This window comes from Sphingobacterium anhuiense (genome assembly GCF_042686355.1).
Lineage (GTDB): Bacteria > Bacteroidota > Bacteroidia > Sphingobacteriales > Sphingobacteriaceae > Sphingobacterium > Sphingobacterium anhuiense.
This window is the reverse complement of the sequence record NZ_JBHUPE010000003.1, coordinates 230,881-254,114: the sequence shown is the minus strand read 5'-3', so window position 1 is coordinate 254,114 and position 23,234 is coordinate 230,881. Positions and strand designations below refer to the sequence as shown.

Below are 23,234 nucleotides of genomic sequence, written 5' to 3'. Positions count from 1 at the left end.
CAAGCAATTGATTTAAAGATATTTAAAACATTGGCTTATGGATTGAACTTAAAAAGTGGCAAAAAAATACGAGTCTAAAGTTTAAACAAATGATACGGAACTATATTAAAATAGCATGGCGCAATCTTTTGAAAAGTAAGGGATATGCAACGATCAACATTATTGGCTTAGCTATTGGAATGGCAGCTGTATTGTTAATAGGCATCTGGATACAGAATCAATCACAATTTGACAATTTCTATAGCAATAAAGATAATCTATATAGACTCTGGAACAAATATGACGAGGAAGGGGAAATCAATTTGATCAACATCACATCCGGACCTGCTTCATCTACTTTAAAAGCTGAATATCCTGAGGTAGAGCATGCTGCTCGTGTGTATTGGAGTACGGACAGATTATTATCCTTCGATGATAAGAAAATTAAATCTAAGGGTAATGAAGTCGATCCATCTTTTATAGAGATGTTTGACTTTAAACTTTTAAAAGGCGAAAGAAATCAAGTACTTAGCGATCCAAAAAACATTATCCTAACAGAACGTCTCTCAAAAAAAATATTTGGGGATGCGGATCCTTTGAACAAAACGATTACATTGGATAACAAAGAACCTTATCAAGTTTCTGGCGTCATCGCAGATTTACCTAGCAATACAGATTTTGATTTTACTTATCTGATTCCCTTAACGCAAGGAGATCAATATTCTCCAAACTGGAGCACGATTACATTCATGACCTACATCCAGCTGAAAGATGGTACAGATGTAGATGCCTTCAATAAAAAACTAATCAATATCATTGCAAAGAAGACGAATAATGACCAAAAAGGTTCACTCTATTTATATCCGCTATCCAAAATGCACTTGTACTCCAAATTTGAACAAGGCGTCCCAGTTGGTGGTAAAATTACCCAAGTTAAACTTGTCGCTGGTCTTGGATTTTTGATATTAGTGATCGCTTGTATTAATTTCATTAATTTAAGCACTGCACGCAGTCAAAAGCGAGCAAAAGAAGTCGCGGTACGTAAAGTGGTTGGCGCCCAACGCAGCAGTTTGATTATACAATTTTTAACAGAGTCGGTCCTACTATCTTGTATTGCAGGAATACTTGCCATAGGAATAACTTCTTTAGCATTACCGTTATTTAATAAAGTTTTGGATAAACCTTTAGTTTTTTCGATGACAGATCCTATCATCTGGGCTTCTCTTCTCGGGTTTATTCTGTTTACAGGAATATTAGCAGGTTTATACCCTGCATTTGTGTTATCGGCATTTAAACCCATTAAATCATTGAAAGTATTTGGAAAGTCCAAAAGATTTGCGCTCAATTTCCGTGAAGTATTAGTTGTTTTCCAATTTGGAATCGCCTTAATCTTGATTATTGCAACCTTGATCGTCAATAAACAGATTGAATACGCAGGAAAACGTGATGTTGGTTACTCACCTTCACAACTGATCGAAATTCCGATGGAAGGTGATATGACAAAAAATTATGAAGTTATCAAATCTGAATTGATCAATAAGGATATTGCACAAGCTGTGACCCGTACCGGATGGTCGATTACCCGAAATGCATCAAACTCAAGCGGTAATTTTTCATGGGAAGGATCTACCCCTGAACAAGGGAAAAAAATCGTATTTAATATTGGAAAAGCCGAAAGTGACTTTGTTAAAACTCTGGGATTAAAATTGATCGAAGGTCGTGATATTGACTTCGAGCGATTGGCTTCTGATAGTATGTCGGTACTCGTAAATGAGGCTGCTATCAAAGAAATGAAATTAAAAAACCCTATCGGCAGCATCCTGAAATGGGGAAGTAACACCTTTACGATTATAGGAGTTATCAATGATTACATCAGCGGATCTCCATACAGCCCCGTTACTCCACTTCTTATTCACCCTGCAAAAGAGTGGATGTTAAATATGGTTGTTCGTACTCCTGCATCTGTACCTATCGAACAGAGCTTGAAACAAATGGAGCAGGTACTCAAAAAATTCAATCCGGCATACCCTTTTGAATACAAATTTGTTGATCAGCAATTTGTGGCAAAGTTTAAAGAGCAACAACAAACAGCTCAATTAGCACTCATATTCTCCGCATTAGCCATTTTTATATCTTGCCTTGGATTATTTGGACTGGTATCATACATTGCGGAATTGAGAACGAAAGAAATTGGTATCCGCAAAGTATTGGGTGCTTCTGTCACAGGTATAACAGCTTTGCTCTCGAGAGATTTTGTGAAGCTGGTTCTTATTGCCATTTTAATTGCTTCACCAATTGCCTGGTGGACCATGAATAAATGGTTGCAGGATTTTTCTTACCGCATCGAGATTCAATGGTGGATCTTTGCTTTAGCGGGGATTGCCGCATTGACAGTTGCGATTATTACGGTGAGTACACAAGCGATCAGAGCTGCAAATACAAATCCTGTTAAAACATTACGCGATGAATAATAACATACACTTACTGTAGCGTTATCTGAATGAATTAATGGAAAAAGCTCTAAAGCATAAAAAATGATACGAAACTATATTAAAATCGCATGGCGGAATATTCGAAAGAATAAAGGGTTTTCACTGTTGAACATGTCAGGATTAACGATTGGAATAACCTGCTTTTTGTTATTAGCTACTTACATATACCATGAATTCAGTTATGAACGTTTTTTATCCCATGCAGATCGCATTGCGTATTTCAGCCTATCATACAAGGCTCCAAATAGCCCAGAAATGGTTTCATCCAGTACTACGCCAACAGGTCTACAACAGACTTTACAATCTGATTTTCCCGAAGTTGAGCAGGCCAGTCGTTTATATCCGTATATACAAGGTGGATTAGTTGATATTGGAAATCAATCTTTAAAGGAAAATAAGCTGATTTATGCAGATAAAAACATCTTTGAAATCTTAGATTATGATTTTATTGAGGGAAACAAAAAACATGTATTGGATGAGCCTAATCAAATTGTATTGACAGAAACCTTAGCTAAAAAATATTTTCCAAATGAATCGGCTATAAATAAAACATTGATTATTGATAAAGTGAACTGGAAGGTATCTGGGGTAATAGCCGATATGCCAAGTAATACGCAGTTCAGATTTTCTGCCATTCTCTCTAACCAAGGTCTAGCACGCTATAAAGAAGCTTCATGGAATTCAGCTAACGATATTACTATAGGATTATTAAAAACTGATCAAAGCTTTCAATCGGTGCAACTTAAACTGGATAATCTGGTTAAGGACAAATTTAGTGAGTCTATTAAACAGGGATATGAATTCGGTTTTAAAGTAGAAAAATTAAGTGATATTCATTTGCACTCAAAAACTGCAGGTACAGGAAATATCCTCTATGTTTATATTTTAATGGCTTTGGGTATTGCTCTTATCGTCTTGACTTGCATTAATTTCACCAATTTGATTCTTGCAAATGCAATTGAGCGCAAAAAAGAGATCGGTGTAAAGAAGGTACTGGGTGCAGGACGAAAAACAATATTCTTTCAGTTTCTCTTCGAATGTAGCTTAATGATTTTGATATCCTTAATTATAAGCTTAGTGGCAACATGGTTACTGTTACCTCTATTCGGTCATTTTATGGGAGTAGAAATGCAGATCAACTTTTGGAACAAACCTATCTTTTATATAGCAATATTAGCTTTCTTTATTATCCTGTCACTACTTGCAGGTGGTTGGCCTGCCTACTCGATTTCGAGTTCAAAACCGATTTCAATATTCAGAAGTAAACTGATCGAAAAACAGACAGGGATATCCTTGAGTAAAGTGCTGATTGTGTTCCAATTTTGTATTTCCATATTTTTTATCATCTGTACATTATTTGCTGGTCAACAAATGGAATTTATTCAATCTAAAAATACAGGACTGGATCGTTCAGATATATTGGTGCTCGATGGCCGAGGATGGCAGGATAAAGAGCGTCAATTGCTAAAGGATAAGCTAAGTCAATTAAACAGTGTTAAAGGCGTAACGGCATCTTATGATAGTCCGGTTAATATTCAGGGGGGCTATACGATTAATGAAGTAGAAGGACAGGCTCCAGATTTCTCTATTGATGTCACTGCTATTCCTATTGAAAAAGACTTTGTATCCGTGTTCAACATTAAATCTATTGCTGGTTCTTCCCTATCGGATACGGACATCTTAAGAGCACGAGATACCGTCGCTCCGGAGAATAGTTTTATTATTAATACGCTAGCTGCAACTGCTATGGGCTGGACTCCTAAAGATGCGATCGGTAAGAAAATAAATTTAAATGGTCGCAAGGGCACTGTAAAACAAGTGGTTGAAAGCTTTAATTTTAAATCTTTACATAATGAAATCACTCCTGTTGTGCTCTTTCCTGAATATGGTTATTTCGGAAATATCTTTATTAAGCTGCATGCTGGAGTTCCTACACAAGACGCATTGAATCAGATCAAAACGATCGTAAAAGAGATCGCTACGAAAAACAATTATGACTATCATTTTTTAAATGACGACTTTAATCAACTTTATCTACAGGATCAACAGACAACGCGAGCGATGCAACTCTTTTCATTTATTACCATCTCCATTGCGTGTATGGGATTATTTGCACTTTCGACCTATACGGTGCAACAAAGAATGAAAGAGATTGGAATCCGGAAAATTGTTGGTGCATCTGTTATAAAAATTGTTAGCTTATTAAGTGTAGATTTCCTCAGGTTAGTAGTTATTGCGCTCGCTATTAGCATTCCTTTTGGCTGGTTTGCAATGCATAAATGGCTAGACAATTTTGCTTATCATATTGAACTTGACTGGTGGATCTTTATACTTGCCGGTGGCAGTGCTTTACTCATCTCGTTCTTAACAATAAGTTACCAGACTGTCCGTGCTGCTATGGTCAATCCAATTGATTGTTTACGGGATGAATAATTTACTGTATTAAAAAAATTGACTACTTTATACGATAACGATGATAAAGAACTATATCAAAATCGCATGGCGTAATTTATTGAAAAATAAGGCTTTCTCTAGCATCAACATCATTGGATTGGCTATTGGTATGGCCGGAGCTTTGCTTATTGCGCTATGGTTGCAAAATATGCTGAGTATGGATCGGTTTCACGAGAAAAGTGATAGGCTCTTTATCATCAGTAATCACGATCTTTATCAAGGTGAGATGCAGGCATGGACCAATACTCCCAAAATAATGGGTCCTATTTTAAAAAGTGATTATCCTGAAATTGAAAGTTTTAGCCGTATAGAAGACGGTAATAAATTCTTGACAACTTATGGCGATAAAAAATTGGTTTCCAATGCCGGTTTTGTTGATCCCGGATTTTTCAACATGTTCAGCTATCCCTTACTCAAAGGTGACAAAACGAACCTTTTGAAAGATGCAAATTCAGTCGTCATCACTGAGAAATTTGCGAAATCTCTTTTTGGAGATGAGGATCCTATAGGAAAATCTATAAAAGTCGAATCCAATAACTTGGTAACAGTTCAGGCCATAATTAAAGATCCAACAAGTTATAGCAGTATTCAATTTGATTATCTCTTATCATGGGACTTTGCTAAGAAATTAGGGTTTGTTGACGAAAACTGGTCCAACAACTCTACTTATACCTATATTTTACTGAAGGAGGGAACATCCTTACAGGAGTTCAATGATAAAATAAAACTCGTGAGCCAAAATCATATCAATGTAGGTAACAATGAAATCAAGTCCACGAATGAGATCTTTGCTTTTCCCTATAAAGATACCTACTTATATAATAAAAGCATCAATGGGTCATATACGGCCGGTCGTATTCAACTGGTACATTTATTCTCTTGGATTGGAGCATTTATCTTGTTAGTCGCCTGTATTAACTTTATGAATCTGAGTACAGCCCGCTCCGAAAGAAGAGCCAAAGAAGTTGGTGTCCGCAAGGTTGTAGGCGCTGGTCGCAAAAGCCTCATGTTACAGTTTATTGTAGAAAGTATCTTAATCAGTTTTGGGGCTATGATATTGGCCATCATCTGTGTGATATTGGTTCTACCTGCATTTAATAATCTTGTAGAGAAAAATCTTCATATTTCTTTACTCTCCGGTAGTACCTGGTTCTTTTTAATTATTTTCTCGGTTATCACAGGGGTTTTAGCGGGTAGCTATCCTGCATTTTTCCTTTCCTCTTTTAAACCGTTGAAAACGCTTAAGGGAAAGTTGAATACCTACAATAAAGGCCCCAATGTACGTTCTTTTTTGGTTATTCTTCAATTTTCGATCGCTATCATTCTGACTATAGCAACTATTATCATATTTCAACAGATCCAGTATACGAAAGATCGGGATCGGGGTTATAATGACAATGGCTTATTAACGACCCGTTTTTCAGGAGAATTAGACAAAAATTATCTAACGTTACGTAATGAATTGCTGGCTAGCAATGCTGTACTTTCTGTATCTAAAAATATGTCTCCTGTTACCGATCGCTATAGTAATGGATGGGGTTTTTCCTGGTCTAGTAGTACCGAAAGTGATAAAAAAATATCTTTCAATCGTTTCAGCACCGATGCTGATGCAGTAAAAAACCTGGGATTCGTACTTATGTCGGGACGTGATATTGATGTATATAAGTATAAGACCGATAGCAATGCAATGCTTTTAACAGAAACTGCTGTTCGCAAAATGCGGTTAAAAAACCCCTTAGGGCAAATCATTAAAGGCGATGGAAGAGATTGGACTGTGGTCGGTATAATCAAAGATTTTATCGTGGAATCTCCATTTGATGAAATTATTCCTATGGTGGTATTTGGTCCTAGATCCTGGTTTACAACTATACATTATCGATTGAATCCAAAGAATAGTACTGCTGTTAATTTAAAAACTATAGAATCTATCTTCAAGAAATACAATGCTGACTACCCATTTGATTATAAATTTATTGATAAAAATTTTGAAGCTAAATTTAAGGAAACACAATCTATTGGCACAATTTCCATGCTTTTTGCTGGATTAACAATCTTCATTTCCTGTTTGGGCTTATTTGCCCTAATCGCCTATATGGCAGAGACACGGATGAAGGAAATTGCTGTTAGGAAGGTATTGGGAGCATCTGTTGGGCAATTAACATCTTTGCTCTCTTTAGATTTTCTAAAATTGGTCCTTATAGCAATTCTTATCGCATCACCGATAGCATGGTGGACAATGAATGACTGGTTGAAAGATTATAGTTACCGCATTGAAATTCAATGGCATTATTTTGCTATTGCAGGTCTTATGGCTATTCTGATCAGTTTGGCAACGATTAGTTACCAAGCGATCAAAGCCGCTCTTTCAAATCCTGTCAATAGTCTACGTGATGAATAACAGCCTTAATAGATATTTTAAATAATTTAGAACAAGTAAATGATTCAGTTATTTTTTAAAACAGCATTTAGGCAGCTCGTAAAGCACCGGTACTATTCAATTCTGACAATTATTGGTTTAGGATTAGCGATTGCATGTGGTTTGTTCATTTACATTTACAATAGCTATCAGCTTAGCTACGATCAATTTCATCATCAAAAAGATCGGACTTACATGGTTGTTTACGATCTTAAGCTGGAGCAGGTTGAGCATGAAAAAGGAGGATCATTTGCCATGTTTGAAGCCATTTCGAAAGAAATGCCACAGATCGAGAAAACTGCTTTATATATTGACAAAAAAGATTTCACTATAGGAATCGAAGATAAACAGTTCAAAACAGATGGAAAAGCAGCTTTTGCTTCTTCAAATTACTTTAATATGCTTGATTTCCCTTGGAAACAGGGAAATCCTAAAGACTTAGATGCACCTAATACTGTCGCGCTTACTGTATCTACAGCTAAGCTTTATTTCGGAGATGAAAATGCAATAGGAAAAACGATCCTAGTTGAGGGTGAGTTTCCTATAAAAGTTATTGGTATTATCGATGATAGTGGAAAAAATTCTGACTTTAGATCGGAAGTTTACTTTTCCTTAAAATCGATTCCGACACTTTTTAAGATCGATACCAAGGATGATTATTTTCATAATTGGGGTTATACAAATACGAACAACAATATTTTATTGACTTTAAGGAATAATGAAAATAAGGTTCAGGTAGAAAAAACCATCCATGAGCTTGTCGGAAAATATTATGATAAAAGTGTACTAGAATATTATTCCTATAAACTGCTTCCGTTAACCGATTTTCATTTTGATAAAGACTATGGAAAAGGTACCCAAAAATCCCTACTACAGATATTGTCAATTATTGCCCTTGGCATTAGTATCATGGCAATCGTGAATTATAGCAATATTCTTTTTGCGCAACAAATGAACCGTAGTGTTGAAATGGGGGTAAGAAAAATTTTAGGGAGCTCAAAGAAACAACTCTTTTACCAGTTTTTATTAGAGACTTTAATATTGACCTTTCTGTCCACTATTTTTGCACTCATTTTATTAAGCATTTTCCTAAACTGGAGTAATGGATATCTTTTTCAAGATGAACCTATAGCAATTCTTTCTTTTAGTTCACTGATTAGTATTGTCGGATTGACCTGGATCTGCACGGCTCTTCTGACTAGTGTTTATCCTTTACTTTTCGTCAATAGGACACCTATCCAAGATGCTCTAAAAAAACTGACAATGGGTCCATGGAGTTTCACCAGAAAGTCTTTCATTATTTTGCAAAATGTAATCGCGATGGTACTTCTGATCGCAACCTTAGTGATCATTCTTCAAGTCCATTATCTTAAAAATACGGATCTGGGATTTGAGCGCGAGCAGGTATTCCTTTTTCCTATGAAAAAAGAAATGTTTGCCAGCAAAGAAAAAATTAAGCATTTCCTTGCGAAACGGCCTGACATTACCTCATTTAGTTTTTGTGATAATCCGCCAGCAAATGATAAAGTTTGGGGAGGAACTATTCAATTTGATGATCGGTCAGATTGGGAAAAATGGCCTGCCCGTTATGCTATTGCTGACTCTTCATATATTAAAACGTTTAATATCAAACTTATCGCTGGACATAATTTTAATGATAACCCCAAGAATCCAGAGTTTTTGATCAATCAAAAAATGGCTAGGGACCTCGGATATAAGAACCCATATGATATCTTAGGAAAAAGCCTTAACGCGGGAGGATTAAATGAAGAAAGCATCGGAAAAATTGTTGGTGTTGTAGCTGATTTTAGTACAAACTCTCTAAAGGAAGGTATAGCGCCGACAGTTATCGGTTATAATGCGGGGCGTTTAAAAAATATAGCCATCAAGTTTAATGGTACAAATCCACAGCAATTTATACATGAATTTGAACAGCAATGGAGGGATTGGTACCCTAAGGAAATATTTGAATACAAATTTTATGATGAACAAATCGCTAATTTGTATGCAAAAGAAACACTAACTGAAAAACTGATTTGGATCGCTGCGGTCGTTTCTGTTATCATAAGCACTATGGGCTTTTTAGGATTGTTATCGATCACTATTCTGAAGCGAACCAAAGAAATTGGTATCCGAAAAGTTCTTGGCTCTTCTATAGCAGGAATTATTCAATTATTGACGCAAGATTTCGTTAAATGGATGATCATTTCTGGTATAATAGCTACGCCTATTGCCTTTTCTTTGATGAATAGATGGCTGGAAGATTTTCCATTCCGAATTGAGCTGACATGGTGGATTTTTGCTTCAGCGTTGCTCTTTGGAGTCATGATTACGTTATTGGTAATCAGCTTTCAATCTTTCAAAGCCGCGCGGGCAAATCCGGTAGACAGTTTACGGGATGAATAAATAACGCGATTAATAAACCCAAAATAAGGTAATCAAACCCGAAGCTTAGCGCTGCGGTAAAAAATATAGCTATGTTAAAGAATAATATCAAAATCGCCTGGCGCAATATCATAAAACGTAAGTATGAAAGTTTAATCAATCTTTTGGGTTTGATCTGCAGTATTACTTTCGTCATACTGGTCGGCGCATATGTTTGGGAAGTGCATCAGGTCAATAGTGAACTTCGCAACAAAGAGCAACAATATATATTACAAAGTAATTATAAGAAAGAAGGTTTCGGCATCCCACTAACAAGTATTGGTGCTTTGCCAAAAGCTTTAAAAGAAGAGTATCCACAATTGGTGGCAAATTATTACCGCATCGACGGTTTGACCTGTATTGTCTCTCATGGCGAGCAGATATTTGAAGAAGGGACAGTTTTAGGCGATCCGACATTACTGGATATGTTTGGTTTTGAGATCTTTGCTGGAAATTCAACAACTGCATTAACGAAGCCTTTCACTGTGGTCATCACCGAAAAAGCTGCTCAAAAGTATTTTGGAAAAATAGATGTTTTGGGTCAAACACTTGAAATCAAAAACTTCAAAGGCGATAAACAACCCTTCACCATTACAGGTGTAATCAAAGAAAATACTCAAAACTCCGTCATGCAATTAAATGACGCCATGAAGTCCGATATTTTTTTACCGATAGCGAGTGAATCGTATTTTGGAAGATCTATCGACAACTGGCAAAACCCTTATATTGCATCATTTATTGAGCTACAGAAAGGTGTTACGCCTGAGCAACTCGCTATTCCTATCCAGGATCTGGTAAAGCGCAATACGGATGGTGAGTTTTCAACAAACTATACCCCAGATTTAAAACCTTTGAAAAGTTACTTTTTAGATGACAACAAGGGGGCTGTCCGCAAAATGATTGCTACTTTATTATGGATTGCGGGTTTTGTGTTGTTGATGGCCATCATTAACTTCATCAATATCACCATCAGTCAAAACATTACCCGATTAAAAGAGATCGGGATTCGCAAAATGATGGGTTCTTCCCGTTCGCAGATCATATCCCAGTTGATAGCCGAATACATGACAACCATGCTGATTGCTGTCACGATCAGTCTTCCTATTTATGTACTTTTAAGTCCTATTTTTGAAGAAATCTTTATGCGCAAGTTACCATCGTTGACAGCACTACCTTTTAGTTTTTATATTTTACTTTTCTTATTTGCATGTATTGTCGGTCTTTTAGCAGGTATCTATCCAGCAATCAAACTTTCAGGCAATGACATTCTACAGTCTGTAAAAAATAAGTTTACACAAGGTAACGGCAAGCAGGCCGTTCGTCGTGTACTCATCTTCACACAGTTTGCGGTCGCTGTCATTATACTAATGGCTACAATCATTATATCGAAACAAATTAATCTATTTATAAATGGTGAGCTGGGCTATAATAAAGAATCGGTATTGAACGTTCAGGTACCTCGTGACTGGACCGAACAGGGGCTTAAAAAGATGGAAACGACGCGAGATGAGTTCCAAAGACTTCCACAAATAGAGTCCATTAGTCTTTCTTATGAGATCCCTGGCTTTATAGGAGGTAATAATCAAACACTTTTCAATACCAGATCGGAAAAAACAGTGCACTCTAAGATCATTATGTCTGATTCTTATTTTGCAAAAACGTATCAGATCCCGCTATTAGCGGGTCATTTTTTAAATCCTAACAGTTCTCAAAATGACCAAAATCCTGATGTAGTCATTAATAAAGAGGCACTGCTCGCTTTAGGGTTTACAAAGGCGGAAGAGGCTATTGGCCGAACCATCGGTTTTGGAGAAGCTAACGTTCCTGTCATGATATCTGGGGTAACAGCAGACTTCGTTCCAAACTCCATGAACGATGAAGCTACGGCAATAGCATGGATCAATATTTCCAGATCTGCACAATTCCGATTTTTGAGTATCCGTTTAAAGGATGGTTCTTTGTCTTCATCTATGGAGGCTTTGGAAAAAAAATGGAAAGAACTCCTTCCTGATGCACCGTTTGAATATCAATTTACAGATGACCGCATCCAAAAATTATATGAAACAGAACTGCAATTGCAACGTGCCTCCCAGATTGCAACTATTGCATCTTTACTGATCGTCGCCTTGGGCATCATCGGGTTGATTACATTATCCATCAACCTGCGTAATAAAGAAGTGGGTGTACGCAAAGTGCTTGGTGCTTCTTTGATGCATTTAATTTTACTTTTTTCGAAGGAATTTTATCTGATTTTTATTCTGGCTTTATTGGTAACTATACCTGCCAGTTATGTGATGATGAATGTCTGGCTACAGAATTATAACAATCGTATTGTTATCGACGTAGTGACATACCTGCTCCCATTGGGGTTTTTAGCATTATTGCTGGGTACACTGATTGTAGGTATTATATACCGAGCAACTAAATTCAATCCAATTGAGAAGTTAAGGGATGAATAAAAAAACAAAGCCGTAGGAGGTGCAAATAAGAAAAGTAAGCCGACTGAGAGGTGGGCGGTTTATAATTGGTGTTTTCCTACGGCTTAAAGTTTTTAAAATATTACTCTGCTCATCATTTTGATTTATCAATCCTTATTTCCTAAATCGACAGCAAATACAAAAAAGTTATCTGATTTCTTTCTTATTATTCTAATTCCTTCCTTACGTTCAATTAATGGCTGTAATGTCATCATCACATTTCTTGGTTTTATGTATTTTTCTAATTTACTACAGCACAGTTTATGAATCTCGGCTCCAGTTCTCTCTTCATTAAAATAACCAGCAACCAACTGCTCATCAATTAAGCTCTTAATATCCTTTAATTCCGACTCTGTTGAATTATACAGATCGAGATCATGCCGAATGTCAATTAATTTAAACTCGATGACATTTTGATTCGATTCCACATCAAACTTCTGCATCTGATAAATAACACGATCCTCCATTTTAATAATATGCAGTTCGAACTCTGTGTCCTTGTCTGAAGAAACAATACCCATCTGAAACATCCAACTCATACTCTCTAGCTCCAAAGAGAGATGCATGATATACAGATCCACAGTAAGGACCGATTTAATCTTAAAAGTTTCTACCTTTTTAACATAATCATTAGGCTTTCCCATTAGGAAAGATACTTCTTCAGGTGATAGGTGACATGAAATACGATGCAAAAGCATTCTGTAGTAAATGTATGTTTCTTTTTCTCTACATGTGCGCTTGTACACTTTAATTATTGGTTTGAATTCCGTCTTTTCCATAATTCAACAAGTTTATATAGTTATTCTATACAAAGAAACATTATTACCAGCATAATTCAAAACAATTATATAGATAAATAATTCATTTTATAATTTTATCTATACATCATAATATAGTATATGATGTTTTTATAACAACAAAAATCAACGAATTTTTGGTAGATAGGTAAAGCAATAACTATAGTTCGAGAAACTGCGATAAAATACTCATTAATAACCTTATGATAAGTAATAGTCAAACTTAGTATAGACATCTCAATGAAAAATTTTGATCAACATAATAATCTCATAATCGATATTTACAATGGACATAGCCTAGGAATATTTTAAAATCTTAAAGCGCATTCGTACGAAAACGAACGAAAACTGTTCATTTTCGTACAAACCTCAACTAAGAAAAAACAACTAAAAAACTACAAATCAAATACATAAACATTTGGCAATGCAATTGTTTTCAGATGTATGTCCAAAACTATATTGATAGGACGCTGTGAAATAAAAACAATTATTATGTTGATCAATAATCTTAAAATCGCCTGGCGGAATATCACAAAGAATAAACTGTATTCCAGTATTAAGATTGGTGGCTTTGCCTTTGGTATCGCCATCTGCATCCTTATTGTTTTATATATTAAACATGAGACGAGCTATAATAAGTTTTATCCAGATGTAAACCGGATCTATCGTATTGTATCACAAATTCCGGATGGGGATGATGTGATGAGAGGTTTATCTTTGACCGCACCAGCGGCAAAAGTAATTAAAGAGGAAGTCCCGTCAGTGGAACAATCCGGTCGGATATTGCCCAATCCGCTTTTTGGAGCTGGAGGTAATCAATTAACATTGGGATCTGGACCAGAAAACTATTATGACGATGGATTTGTGTACATGGATCAGTCTATTTTGGAAATGTTTCCATCGCCCATTATCTATGGACAATTGGAGCATGCTCTGGATAATCCAAATTCTATCGTCCTGACCAAAAGTAAAGCTTCAAAATATTTTAAGGATAATCCTGTAGGTCAACAGATTTATCTGAACAATGATAAATCGAAGGCTTATACGATTAGCGCTGTTATCGATGATATCCCAAGCAATTCGACACTGTATGGCTATACTTTTTTCATGTCTTTAGCAGGCGAGCCATTTTATCCAGGGGAACAAAATAATTGGATGGCTACAAATTATACTGTGTATGTCAAGCTAAAAGAAAATAGTGATCCAAAGCAAACGCAAAGTATTATTCAGAAAGTATATATAGATGGTCATCTGATCCCTGAGACGCAAAAAGCAGGTGGAAGCATTAAACCTTGGTTTCGTCAGGTAAAAATGTATTTACAAAATGCTTCTGATATACATCTTTACTCAATCGGTATCCGTGATGACAAGGTCTCGATCTTAAATCGGGGAGATATTAAAATGATATGGGCATTTGCATCTATCGCGGCCTTTATCTTATTGATCGCCTGTATCAATTTCATCAATCTTTCTACCGCAAATGCGGCGACAAGAGCTAAAGAAATTGGTATTCGTAAAACCATTGGCTCAAACCGAAAATCTTTAATTGGTCAGTTTATGGTCGAAGCTATCTGTTATAGTTTAATATCACTGATCATAGGCCTTTTGTTAGCTTGGATTTTATTACCATTATTTAACAATCTGGCTAATAAAAGTTTAGAGATTCCAATATTTAGCTGGTATTTTATTCCGACGCTCCTTGTTTCTTTGCTGTTTATTGGAAGTTTAGCTGGTATTTATCCGGCACTTTATCTATCGGGATTCAAACCTATTTCAGCATTAAAAAATAAACAGGATTCTAATCCAAAAACTTCTTTATTACGCAATGGTCTTGTTACGTTTCAATTTGCAACTTCTATTATTCTAATCGTGAGTGCATTTATTGCCAATCAACAGGTCAATTTTATTTTAAACAAAGATCTGGGTTTCAGTAAAGATCAGGTGATTGTAGTGCGTGGCATCACCACTTTATCTCAGGATTTAGGTAGTCTAAAAAATGAATTAAAATCACTTCCTTACATTTCTGATGTTTCTGTGGGAGACTACCTTCCAGTACCTATTGACGGTGTGAAACGAAATGGAAACGGTTTCTCGCGTGATGATAAAAAAGATGTGCAACTTGCTAGAGGGGCGCAATTTTGGCTTGTGGACGACACTTATTTATCCACATTTGAGTTGCGGTTGTCTGAAGGGCGCAATTTCAATCCCAAATTGGCTTCAGACAGTTCGGCGACTATTGTGAACAAAACGCTTGTGGAACAATTGGGACTCACACATCCGATTGGTGCCAAAATCAATAACGGTCAGTCCTGGACTATCATTGGAGTGGTGGACGATTTTATATTTGAATCGTTAAAAGAAGAATCTGGACCAGTTTCTTTAGCTCTTGGAAACAGTCCTTCCCTCTTATCTATAAAAGTTAAAACTGGTCAGATAGATCAATCTCTTACTCAGATTACTAAAGTTTGGGATAAATTTTCGCCCAATCAAAAGATCAATTATAGTTTTTTAGATGAAGGTTTTGAAAGTTTATATCAGGATGTTGAGCGTACAAAAAATATTTTTACAAGCTTTGCCTTTATCGCTATTTTCATTGCCTCATTAGGTTTATTTGGCCTTGCTACATACATCACCCAACAGCGTACAAAAGAAATCGGTATCCGAAAAGTACTTGGAGCGAGTAGCATTAGTCTTATCAAACTACTTTCCAGCAACTTTATCAAACTAGTATTCATCGCTATCGTAATTGCTGTTCCTATTTCCTGGTGGTCTATGAATACATGGCTACAGGACTTCAACTATCGCATCGAAATAAATTGGCTGTACTTTTTATTGGCAGGCTTCTCTGCCATTCTAATTGCTATCATTACAATCAGTTTCCAAACGTTAAAGGTTATTCGAACCAATCCTGTAGATAGCCTGCGCGATGAGTAAGGTTCGTAATAAATATAATAAAGGATTTTAGTGTTTGTTTAAAATCTCTTTTTAAGAGATTAATATGTTTATGTTATGCCGGTTGTTCGATGATGGACAGCCGGCATTTTTTAATATAACGTCTATTATGTACATTCTTCTTATGTAGAAATTTTCCTTCTTGTCAACATAAGTTTTTTTTAATTATCAGTTTTTCCTTTAAGTTTTTCTCATTTATAAATTTATTTATATACATATTCTATACAAACAAACCGAATAACTGGCAATATTCGCAATGATTGTATATTTAAATACAACATTTTGTATTTTTATCTATACAGATGAGCAGACAGTAAATAGTATTATAATGACAAAACTTGGAGAGATTTTAGCAAAGAAATCCGTCAATAAATCTATGGTGGCACGCAAGACGGGACTAAGTAAAGCACGTATCAATGAACTAACGATGAATGATACAGCAAAATTGCGGTTAGATGAAATGTATCTTATTGCTCTGGCAACGGATAGTGATCCAAATGAGATGATGCTTAAATTATGTGAAGACCTACGCTTGAAGGAACCTGAATAATAAAAATAAAATGATCTGTCCTGTCCAATGACAATATAACCGATCGGTTTTTAGATCCTGACTAAAGTATTTGTACGGAAGCGAACGGAAACTGTTCATTTCCGTACAAATACAACCTACCAAAAAAAGATACAATAAACTCATTAACAGCAATATAACTGTTTGGCAACACAATTGTCTCTATAAGTTACGCCACATTATTATCGTGATAGGATATGGCTGTGTAAATTAATACTGTTGTTATGTTGGTAAATAACCTTAAAATTGCCCTGCGCAATATTTCAAAGAATAAGTTTTATTCCAGTATTAAAATTGGCGGATTTGCTTTTAGTATTGCAATTTGTGTACTGATCGTTCTCTACATCAAACATGAAATAAGTTACAACAAGTCATATCCGTCAATGGATCGTGTTTATCGTCTCATTGTCCAAGCTCCAGAGGGAAATAAAATCAATCGCTGGGTATCGCTTTCTGCTCCCGGAGCTAAAACATTAAAAGAGGAAATTCCTGCCATAGAGACCTCCGGTAGAATACTCCCAAATCCTCAATTAGGAGCAGGTAGTAATCAGCTATCGATTAATAATTTGCCCGATAGTCATTATGATGATGGATTTGTCTATATCGACCAATCCATATTGGATATGTTTCCATCCTCGATGCAATATGGTCAGTTACAGCATGCTCTAGATAAACCGAATACCATAGTGCTGACCAAAAGTAAAGCGCTTAAATACTTTAAGGGTAATCCTGTTGGTCAACAGATCTATCTCAATAACAATAAGTCAAAGGCTTTTACCATTACTGGGGTCATCGATGATATTCCCAGTAATTCGACCTTATCTGGATATGGTTTCTTTATGTCCTTGGCCGGAGAACCATTTCACCCTGGTGAACAGAACAAATGGACAAGCAATAATTACACGATTTATATCAAACTGACTCCACAGGCAAATATAGATCTTGTTGAAAAAGAGATTAATAAAATTTACATCACTGGCCATTACATTCCGGAACTGATAAAAGCGGGAAGAAAAATAGGACCTATTGTCCATCAAATTAAGATCAGTCTTCAAAATGCTTTGGACATTCATTTACATTCATCTGATATCGAAGATGATCAAGTATCGACACTAAATCGCGGTGATATTCGCATGGTGTGGACTTTTGCATCGGTGGCTCTGTTTATCCTACTGATAGCTTGTATCAATTTTGTAAACTTATCGACTGCCAATGCCACGACTAGAGCAAAAGAAATCGGTATCCGAAAAACAATTGGATCTAACCGAAAAAGTCTAATCAGTCAGTTTATGACGGAGGCATTAAGCTATAGCTTTATTTCTCTATTTTTAGCGCTACTTATCGCTCACCTATTACTGCCTGTCTTTAATAATATCGCTCATAAATCAATTGAAATTCCGTGGTTCACGTGGTATTTTATACCTTGTTTATTCATGTCGACTATTCTGATCGGGAGCATCGCAGGGACGTATCCAGCACTTTATCTTTCTGGTTTTAGACCTATCACGGCATTAAAAAATAAACTGGTTAACAATGCAAACCCTTCGTTGCTACGAAATGGTTTAGTCATTTTTCAATTTTCAACATCGATTATTTTAATCGTTGGGGCATTGATCAGTCATCAGCAAATTCAATACATGCTGCAAAAAGATCTAGGATTTAACAAGGATCAGGTTATTGTACTGCGAGGCCTAAATGTAATAGGCGATCAGCTTGGTCCATTTAAAAATGAACTAATTTCCATTCCCTCCGTGAGTCATATTTCCGTTAGCGACTATCTTCCAGTTCCGATAGATGGTGCAAAGAGAAATGGTAACGCTTTTTGGCTAGATGGAAGACGCGAACTTGATCTTGCAACTCAGGGTCAGTTTTGGAGAGTCGATCAAGAGTATCTGGCTACTTTTGAAATTGAAATGTCTGAAGGCCGCAACTTCAATGCGCAGATAGCCTCGGACAGCATGGGAATCATCGTTAACAAACAGATGGTTAAAGAAATGGGAATTAAGAATCCAATCGGTACAAAGATTACGAATGGTGAAACATGGACAATTTTAGGGGTAGTCGATGATTTTATTTTCGAATCGCTCAAAGGTGAAGGTACAGCTCCGGTTGGTCTGGTACTCCGGGATAGCCCTTCATTGTTGTCTATTAAGGTAAAACCGCAACATATGGATGAGACACTGAATGCGATAGCAAAAGTCTGGGATCAGTTTAGTCCAAATCAAAAGATCAATTATAGCTTTATGGATGAGAGTTTTAAAATATTATATCAAGATGTGGAGCGAACAAAAAATATTTTCACCTGCTTTGCAGTTGTCGCCATCTTTATCGCTTCACTTGGTCTTTTTGGACTGGTCACCTATATCACGCAACAGCGAACTAAAGAAATAGGTGTTAGAAAGGTTTTAGGGGCAAGTGATATGCGCTTATTGAAATTATTATCGGAAGATTTTATGAAACTTGTCTTTGTCTCTATTGTCATTGCCACACCTATTGGCTGGTGGGCCATGAACACATGGCTTGCGGACTTTAATTATCGTATCGACATCGGTTGGATATATTTTATTATTGCTGGTGGATGTGCTATTCTGATTGCTTTGGCAACAATCAGCTTGCAAACGTTAAAGGTAATTCATACTAACCCTGTGGATAGCTTAAGAAATGAATAGGATTTTCTGATCACCAGCTGTATTTGTTGCAGGTTTGAGATTCATTATTGTTCAAAACCGAACGTAAACTGTTCAATAGCGAACAGGTAATTTTTAAAATAAAAATAACAAATCACTGACTACTAATCGATAAGGAGAATGGCAAAATGATTGTATGTTTTAGTGAATACATTGTGATTGAACCTTAATAAGGTACGCTAATTAATATCTTAATAAAAACACGAATATGAAAAGATTTATTCAAACCACATTATTACTATTGTTGGTACAGGTTTCTTTCGGTCAAAAAATGGTACGGAAAGAAACTTTTCAGAACAGCAAAATTAAAGATCTCGAAGTCAGCACATCGGCCGGGGCAATTAAAGTAACCGGATCTAATAATCAACCTGGTTCGGTTGAAGTCTGGGTGTCTCGCAACGGAAACTTACTCAATTCATCAGCGGATTTAGAAAAATTACTGCATGAAGAGTATGACGTTGTCATCCAGTTAGAAAGTGGAAAATTGACCGCATCTGCTAAACGCAAAAAAGGAAACAATGGTAACAGTTCGGTTTCTGTCGCTTTTTATGTAACAGTTCCTGAGTCTGTCAACAGCAATCTGAGCACTTCAGGAGGCAGTATACAGCTGAGTGCACTAAATGGCAAGCAAACATTCCGAACGTCGGGTGGAAGTTTACAAATTAAATCGTTAGCTGGAAATATTTCAGGTAAGACTTCAGGTGGCAATATCACTGCTAGTAACAGTCAGGGCGATATACAGCTCAACACTTCTGGAGGATCTATAAATCTGGATAATTGTTCTGGAAATATCCGTATTGCTACAAGTGGCGGATCAATTAATGGTAAGAATGTAGAAGGATTAGTTGATGCACATACAAGTGGCGGAAGTATTACTATGGATATGAAGCGGATGTCGGATGACATTACATTAGCTACATCTGGTGGCAGCGTGAAGATTAAAGTACCAGAAGGAAAATATAACGTCGACCTAAAAGGTTCACGGGTCAATCTTCCGTCCGCTCAAAATTTTTCTGGCAAATCTAACAGATCTTTAGCTCAGGGTGCAATTAATGGAGGTGGCAAAAAAATAGATGCCCGTACTTCTTCAGGTTCTGTATCGTTAGATTTCTATTAACTAAATCTAAACCATAATTTTAACATATAAAAGTCAATAGATTACATGTTAATAAGAGTGTTGAATTTTTCGCTTGCTTTTCTAACTAAGCAAGCGAAAAATTACTGACGTCTCTTATTAAAGTCCACCCTACAAATTGAAATTTCCCGCCTCCCCTATTTCTATCCTAATCACGCATTAGTACTGTCTAACTGACTATGCACGATTTGTTTAATTTTTCTGCTATTAACAAATAATAAAGATTTCTTGTCCAATACTGAACGGTTACTGTTCGATATCGAACAGTAACGCAGGTTCAACACAAAAACAACACTCTGATAATCAATAATAAAAGAAAATGGCAACGCAATTGCATCTTCGGGTTTTATACTGACTTCATAAATTTCATTTTTAACAAAGAACTAAATAGGCGACATATGATCTTAAACGAAATCAAAATTGCATGGCGAAGCCTATTGAAAAATAAGTTTTTTTCATTGTTGAACGTATTTGGACTGATGTTGGGATTTACAGGTTTTATCCTGTCGTACCAATACATCAATAGAGAAACAAGCTATGATAAATGGAACCCCAATTATGATCGGATCTATCAGGTTGGACTGACAGCAAATGGCGGATATTCTGATCTACTGCCACCTTCCTTTGCTCCGCTTATTAAAGAACGAATACCTGAGATTGAGCTTGCAGGCAGAAAAGTAAATTATAATTATGGCGGATATCCTATGTTTGGAGAATCTACAGTGTATGTTAAAAATACAGCTTTAATTGATTCTGGAGCCGCAAAAATCTTTCAAATCCAAAGTAAAACAGGTCCGCTCTACAAAACTAAGGAGCAAGTAGAAGCGACTTTAATGAAAGAAAATTTGGCAAAAGTACTTTTTAAAGAAAGTGATCTCAAATTTGATGAGCCGATACCTTTGCCTTACCTCAGTAAATCCATGGGATTGACTGAAAACATATACGGTATTCTAGATGATCGAAAAAAGTCATTAATTGATTATGACTTGCTGATGATCAGAGAAACTCCTAGTGAGTTGGATTCTGGAAATCCATTTCTATTTAATACCTATATTCAGGTAAAAGAAGGTTCAGATATCCATTCGATCACAAAAAAAATAGACAAGCTTTATCAGGATGAAATTGCAAAGCGTGAAATTATGGCCGCTTCAAGTTTTACTCATGGTTCTATTTACCTCGATCCTTTAGCAAATCTCCACCTGAGACCAAAAGCTGCTAGTGCCACACCTTATCTAATCATATGGATCATCGGTATCCTGTCCCTTATAATTTTAGTATTGGCATCGGCCAACTTTGCCAATATGATCATGGCACAGGCTAATCAACGTGTCAAAGAACTTGCCGTTAAAAAAATTCTTGGCGGATCACGCTGGTCCCTCATTCGTCAACAACTACTTGAAGTACTTCTAGTAACTTCCATCGCTGCATTATTAAGTCTGATATTATTAATATTAACAGGAAATGTTTTACAAAAATGGTTTAACGACGATCTCAAGGAATATCTTTTAACAAAAACCAGTATCATACAACTAGTAGTTGTTATTGTCTTTACAACCTTATTATCGGGTATCTATCCTGCAATAGTTCTTTCAGGTTTTAAATCGGTGAACTTATTAAAAGGTGAATTAACCTCCGGATCGAAAAAAAGTACTTTCCGTAATGCGCTACTGACCTTTCAAATTATCATTGCTGTTATTTTTATCACCGGTATGATTGTCGTAAGACAACAGCTTAACTTTGTACAGACAACCGACAAAGGTTTTGAACCAGCACAGGTCATAAACTTTAAAGGCATAGGCTTATATTATGATGCGAAATTGGACGGTACCTACCAAAATCTTAAGGTAAGATTACAATTAAACCCCAACATTGAATCTGTCAGTTCAGCAACGAATATCCCTGGTGAAGGAGAAATTCCTCCCAAAAAACAATTCTCATATTCTCAACGGAAGTTTGACTTGGACCATATCGGTATTGATGCGGGGTATTTCAAAACACTAGGAATATCGACTGTTACAGGAAACAGTACAATCGCTGTTGATAAAATTGTAAAAGACACAAGTGCACACTATGCTGTTATCAATGAAACTGCAGCAAAATCACTGGGTATTGCACAACCTCTTGGGACAAAGATAGCGGGTTGTGACGTTACTTTTGAGGTCATTGCTATTGTCAAGGATAGTAAAGCATATGGATTTGAAAGCTTGGCGCAACCAGCATTATACTCTTTTAAAGATGAATGTGGCCCCGCAAGATATCAAACCACTTTAATGATTAAAACAGCCCCTGGAAAGGTACAAGAAGCTATTGCTGCTGTTACAGAAGAATGGAAAAAAAATCCGAGTTCTGAATCCCTTCCATTAGACTATACTTTTATGGATCAGCAATATGCCTTATTGAATCAAAAGCAAGTACAACTACAGACTGCATTTAATAGTTTCACGCTCTTATCAGTGATTATCGCTGCATTGGGGTTAGTAAGCATGTCTGCTTATCATATATCGGTAAGAAAGAAGGAAATTGGTATCCGTAAGGTTTTAGGTGCTTCTATTAAGATAATCTTTTTACAGTTAAACAGACCTTTTTTAAGAATTTGTATCTTAGGCAGTATCATGGCTGTACCAATGGCTTATCTGGTATTTGATAAATGGTTAAACCATTTTGCTTATCGCATTCAAATCCAATGGTGGTATTTCTTGATTGCTATATTTATTGTGCTCAGTATTACACTCCTGTCAATCAGCTTGCAGTCTATAAAAGCAACTAAAGCTAATCCAATGGAAAGCTTAAAAGACGAATAAGTAAAAATAGCAAGATATCCAGCATAAACTATATTAGAAACTTTGATTATTA

11 protein-coding genes are annotated in these 23,234 nt (G+C 36.2%); 10 read left to right on the top strand and 1 reads right to left on the bottom strand.

Annotation, left to right across the window (positions count from 1 at the left end):
* Positions 1 to 89: 89 nt before the first annotated feature.
* The 5 genes from ACFS6I_RS05495 to ACFS6I_RS05475 all read left to right on the top strand — a co-directional run bounded on the left by ACFS6I_RS05495 (position 90) and on the right by ACFS6I_RS05475 (position 12,224).
* The gene (locus tag ACFS6I_RS05495; protein ID WP_380918692.1) at positions 90 to 2,450 is read left to right on the top strand and encodes an ABC transporter permease; all 2,361 of its coding nucleotides are present in this window, start codon (positions 90 to 92) and stop codon (positions 2,448 to 2,450) included.
* 63 nt (positions 2,451 to 2,513) lie between these two features.
* On the top strand, positions 2,514 to 4,904 hold the full coding sequence (locus ACFS6I_RS05490) for an ABC transporter permease (RefSeq protein WP_380918690.1): 2,391 nt from the start codon (positions 2,514 to 2,516) through the stop codon (positions 4,902 to 4,904).
* A 40-nt stretch (positions 4,905 to 4,944) separates the two neighbouring features.
* Positions 4,945 to 7,323: an ABC transporter permease gene (locus ACFS6I_RS05485; protein WP_380918688.1), complete on the top strand. Its 2,379-nt coding sequence runs from the start codon at positions 4,945 to 4,947 to the stop codon at positions 7,321 to 7,323.
* A gap of 39 nt (positions 7,324 to 7,362) precedes the next feature.
* The gene (locus tag ACFS6I_RS05480; protein ID WP_380918686.1) at positions 7,363 to 9,747 is read left to right on the top strand and encodes an ABC transporter permease; all 2,385 of its coding nucleotides are present in this window, start codon (positions 7,363 to 7,365) and stop codon (positions 9,745 to 9,747) included.
* A gap of 71 nt (positions 9,748 to 9,818) precedes the next feature.
* On the top strand, positions 9,819 to 12,224 hold the full coding sequence (locus ACFS6I_RS05475; protein ID WP_380918684.1) for an ABC transporter permease: 2,406 nt from the start codon (positions 9,819 to 9,821) through the stop codon (positions 12,222 to 12,224).
* Between the two features lie 125 nt (positions 12,225 to 12,349).
* On the opposite strand, the gene ACFS6I_RS05470 is transcribed toward ACFS6I_RS05475, so the two are convergent.
* The gene (locus ACFS6I_RS05470) at positions 12,350 to 13,021 is read right to left on the bottom strand and encodes a hypothetical protein (protein WP_132843702.1); all 672 of its coding nucleotides are present in this window, start codon (positions 13,019 to 13,021) and stop codon (positions 12,350 to 12,352) included.
* Positions 13,022 to 13,531: 510 nt separating this feature from the next.
* On the opposite strand from ACFS6I_RS05470, the gene ACFS6I_RS05465 reads away from it, so the two are divergent.
* The 5 genes from ACFS6I_RS05465 to ACFS6I_RS05445 all read left to right on the top strand — a co-directional run bounded on the left by ACFS6I_RS05465 (position 13,532) and on the right by ACFS6I_RS05445 (position 23,182).
* Positions 13,532 to 15,973: an ABC transporter permease gene (locus ACFS6I_RS05465; RefSeq protein ID WP_380918682.1), complete on the top strand. Its 2,442-nt coding sequence runs from the start codon at positions 13,532 to 13,534 to the stop codon at positions 15,971 to 15,973.
* Between the two features lie 346 nt (positions 15,974 to 16,319).
* Entirely contained in the window at positions 16,320 to 16,541 is a 222-nt protein-coding gene (locus ACFS6I_RS05460) for a helix-turn-helix domain-containing protein (protein ID WP_031289462.1), read from the top strand.
* 242 nt (positions 16,542 to 16,783) lie between these two features.
* Positions 16,784 to 19,228: an ABC transporter permease gene (locus tag ACFS6I_RS05455; RefSeq protein WP_380918680.1), complete on the top strand. Its 2,445-nt coding sequence runs from the start codon at positions 16,784 to 16,786 to the stop codon at positions 19,226 to 19,228.
* Positions 19,229 to 19,454: 226 nt separating this feature from the next.
* Positions 19,455 to 20,363: a DUF4097 family beta strand repeat-containing protein gene (locus tag ACFS6I_RS05450; RefSeq protein WP_380918678.1), complete on the top strand. Its 909-nt coding sequence runs from the start codon at positions 19,455 to 19,457 to the stop codon at positions 20,361 to 20,363.
* 416 nt (positions 20,364 to 20,779) lie between these two features.
* A complete protein-coding gene (locus ACFS6I_RS05445; protein ID WP_380918676.1) occupies positions 20,780 to 23,182 on the top strand; it encodes an ABC transporter permease in 2,403 nt (800 codons plus the stop codon).
* Positions 23,183 to 23,234 lie beyond the last annotated feature (52 nt).

Excerpts from the sequence above, each read along its gene's own strand:
- ACFS6I_RS05470 (WP_132843702.1), bottom strand. The coding sequence starts at position 13,021 with ATGGAAAAGACGGAATTCAAACCAATAATTAAAGTGTACAAGCGCACA.
- ACFS6I_RS05450 (WP_380918678.1), top strand. The coding sequence starts at position 19,455 with ATGAAAAGATTTATTCAAACCACATTATTACTATTGTTGGTACAGGTT.
- ACFS6I_RS05460 (WP_031289462.1), top strand. The coding sequence starts at position 16,320 with ATGACAAAACTTGGAGAGATTTTAGCAAAGAAATCCGTCAATAAATCT.
- ACFS6I_RS05465 (WP_380918682.1), top strand. The coding sequence starts at position 13,532 with ATGTTGATCAATAATCTTAAAATCGCCTGGCGGAATATCACAAAGAAT.
- ACFS6I_RS05445 (WP_380918676.1), top strand. The coding sequence starts at position 20,780 with ATGATCTTAAACGAAATCAAAATTGCATGGCGAAGCCTATTGAAAAAT.
- ACFS6I_RS05455 (WP_380918680.1), top strand. The coding sequence starts at position 16,784 with ATGTTGGTAAATAACCTTAAAATTGCCCTGCGCAATATTTCAAAGAAT.
- ACFS6I_RS05495 (WP_380918692.1), top strand. The coding sequence starts at position 90 with ATGATACGGAACTATATTAAAATAGCATGGCGCAATCTTTTGAAAAGT.
- ACFS6I_RS05490 (WP_380918690.1), top strand. The coding sequence starts at position 2,514 with ATGATACGAAACTATATTAAAATCGCATGGCGGAATATTCGAAAGAAT.
- ACFS6I_RS05485 (WP_380918688.1), top strand. The coding sequence starts at position 4,945 with ATGATAAAGAACTATATCAAAATCGCATGGCGTAATTTATTGAAAAAT.
- ACFS6I_RS05475 (WP_380918684.1), top strand. The coding sequence starts at position 9,819 with ATGTTAAAGAATAATATCAAAATCGCCTGGCGCAATATCATAAAACGT.
- ACFS6I_RS05480 (WP_380918686.1), top strand. The coding sequence starts at position 7,363 with ATGATTCAGTTATTTTTTAAAACAGCATTTAGGCAGCTCGTAAAGCAC.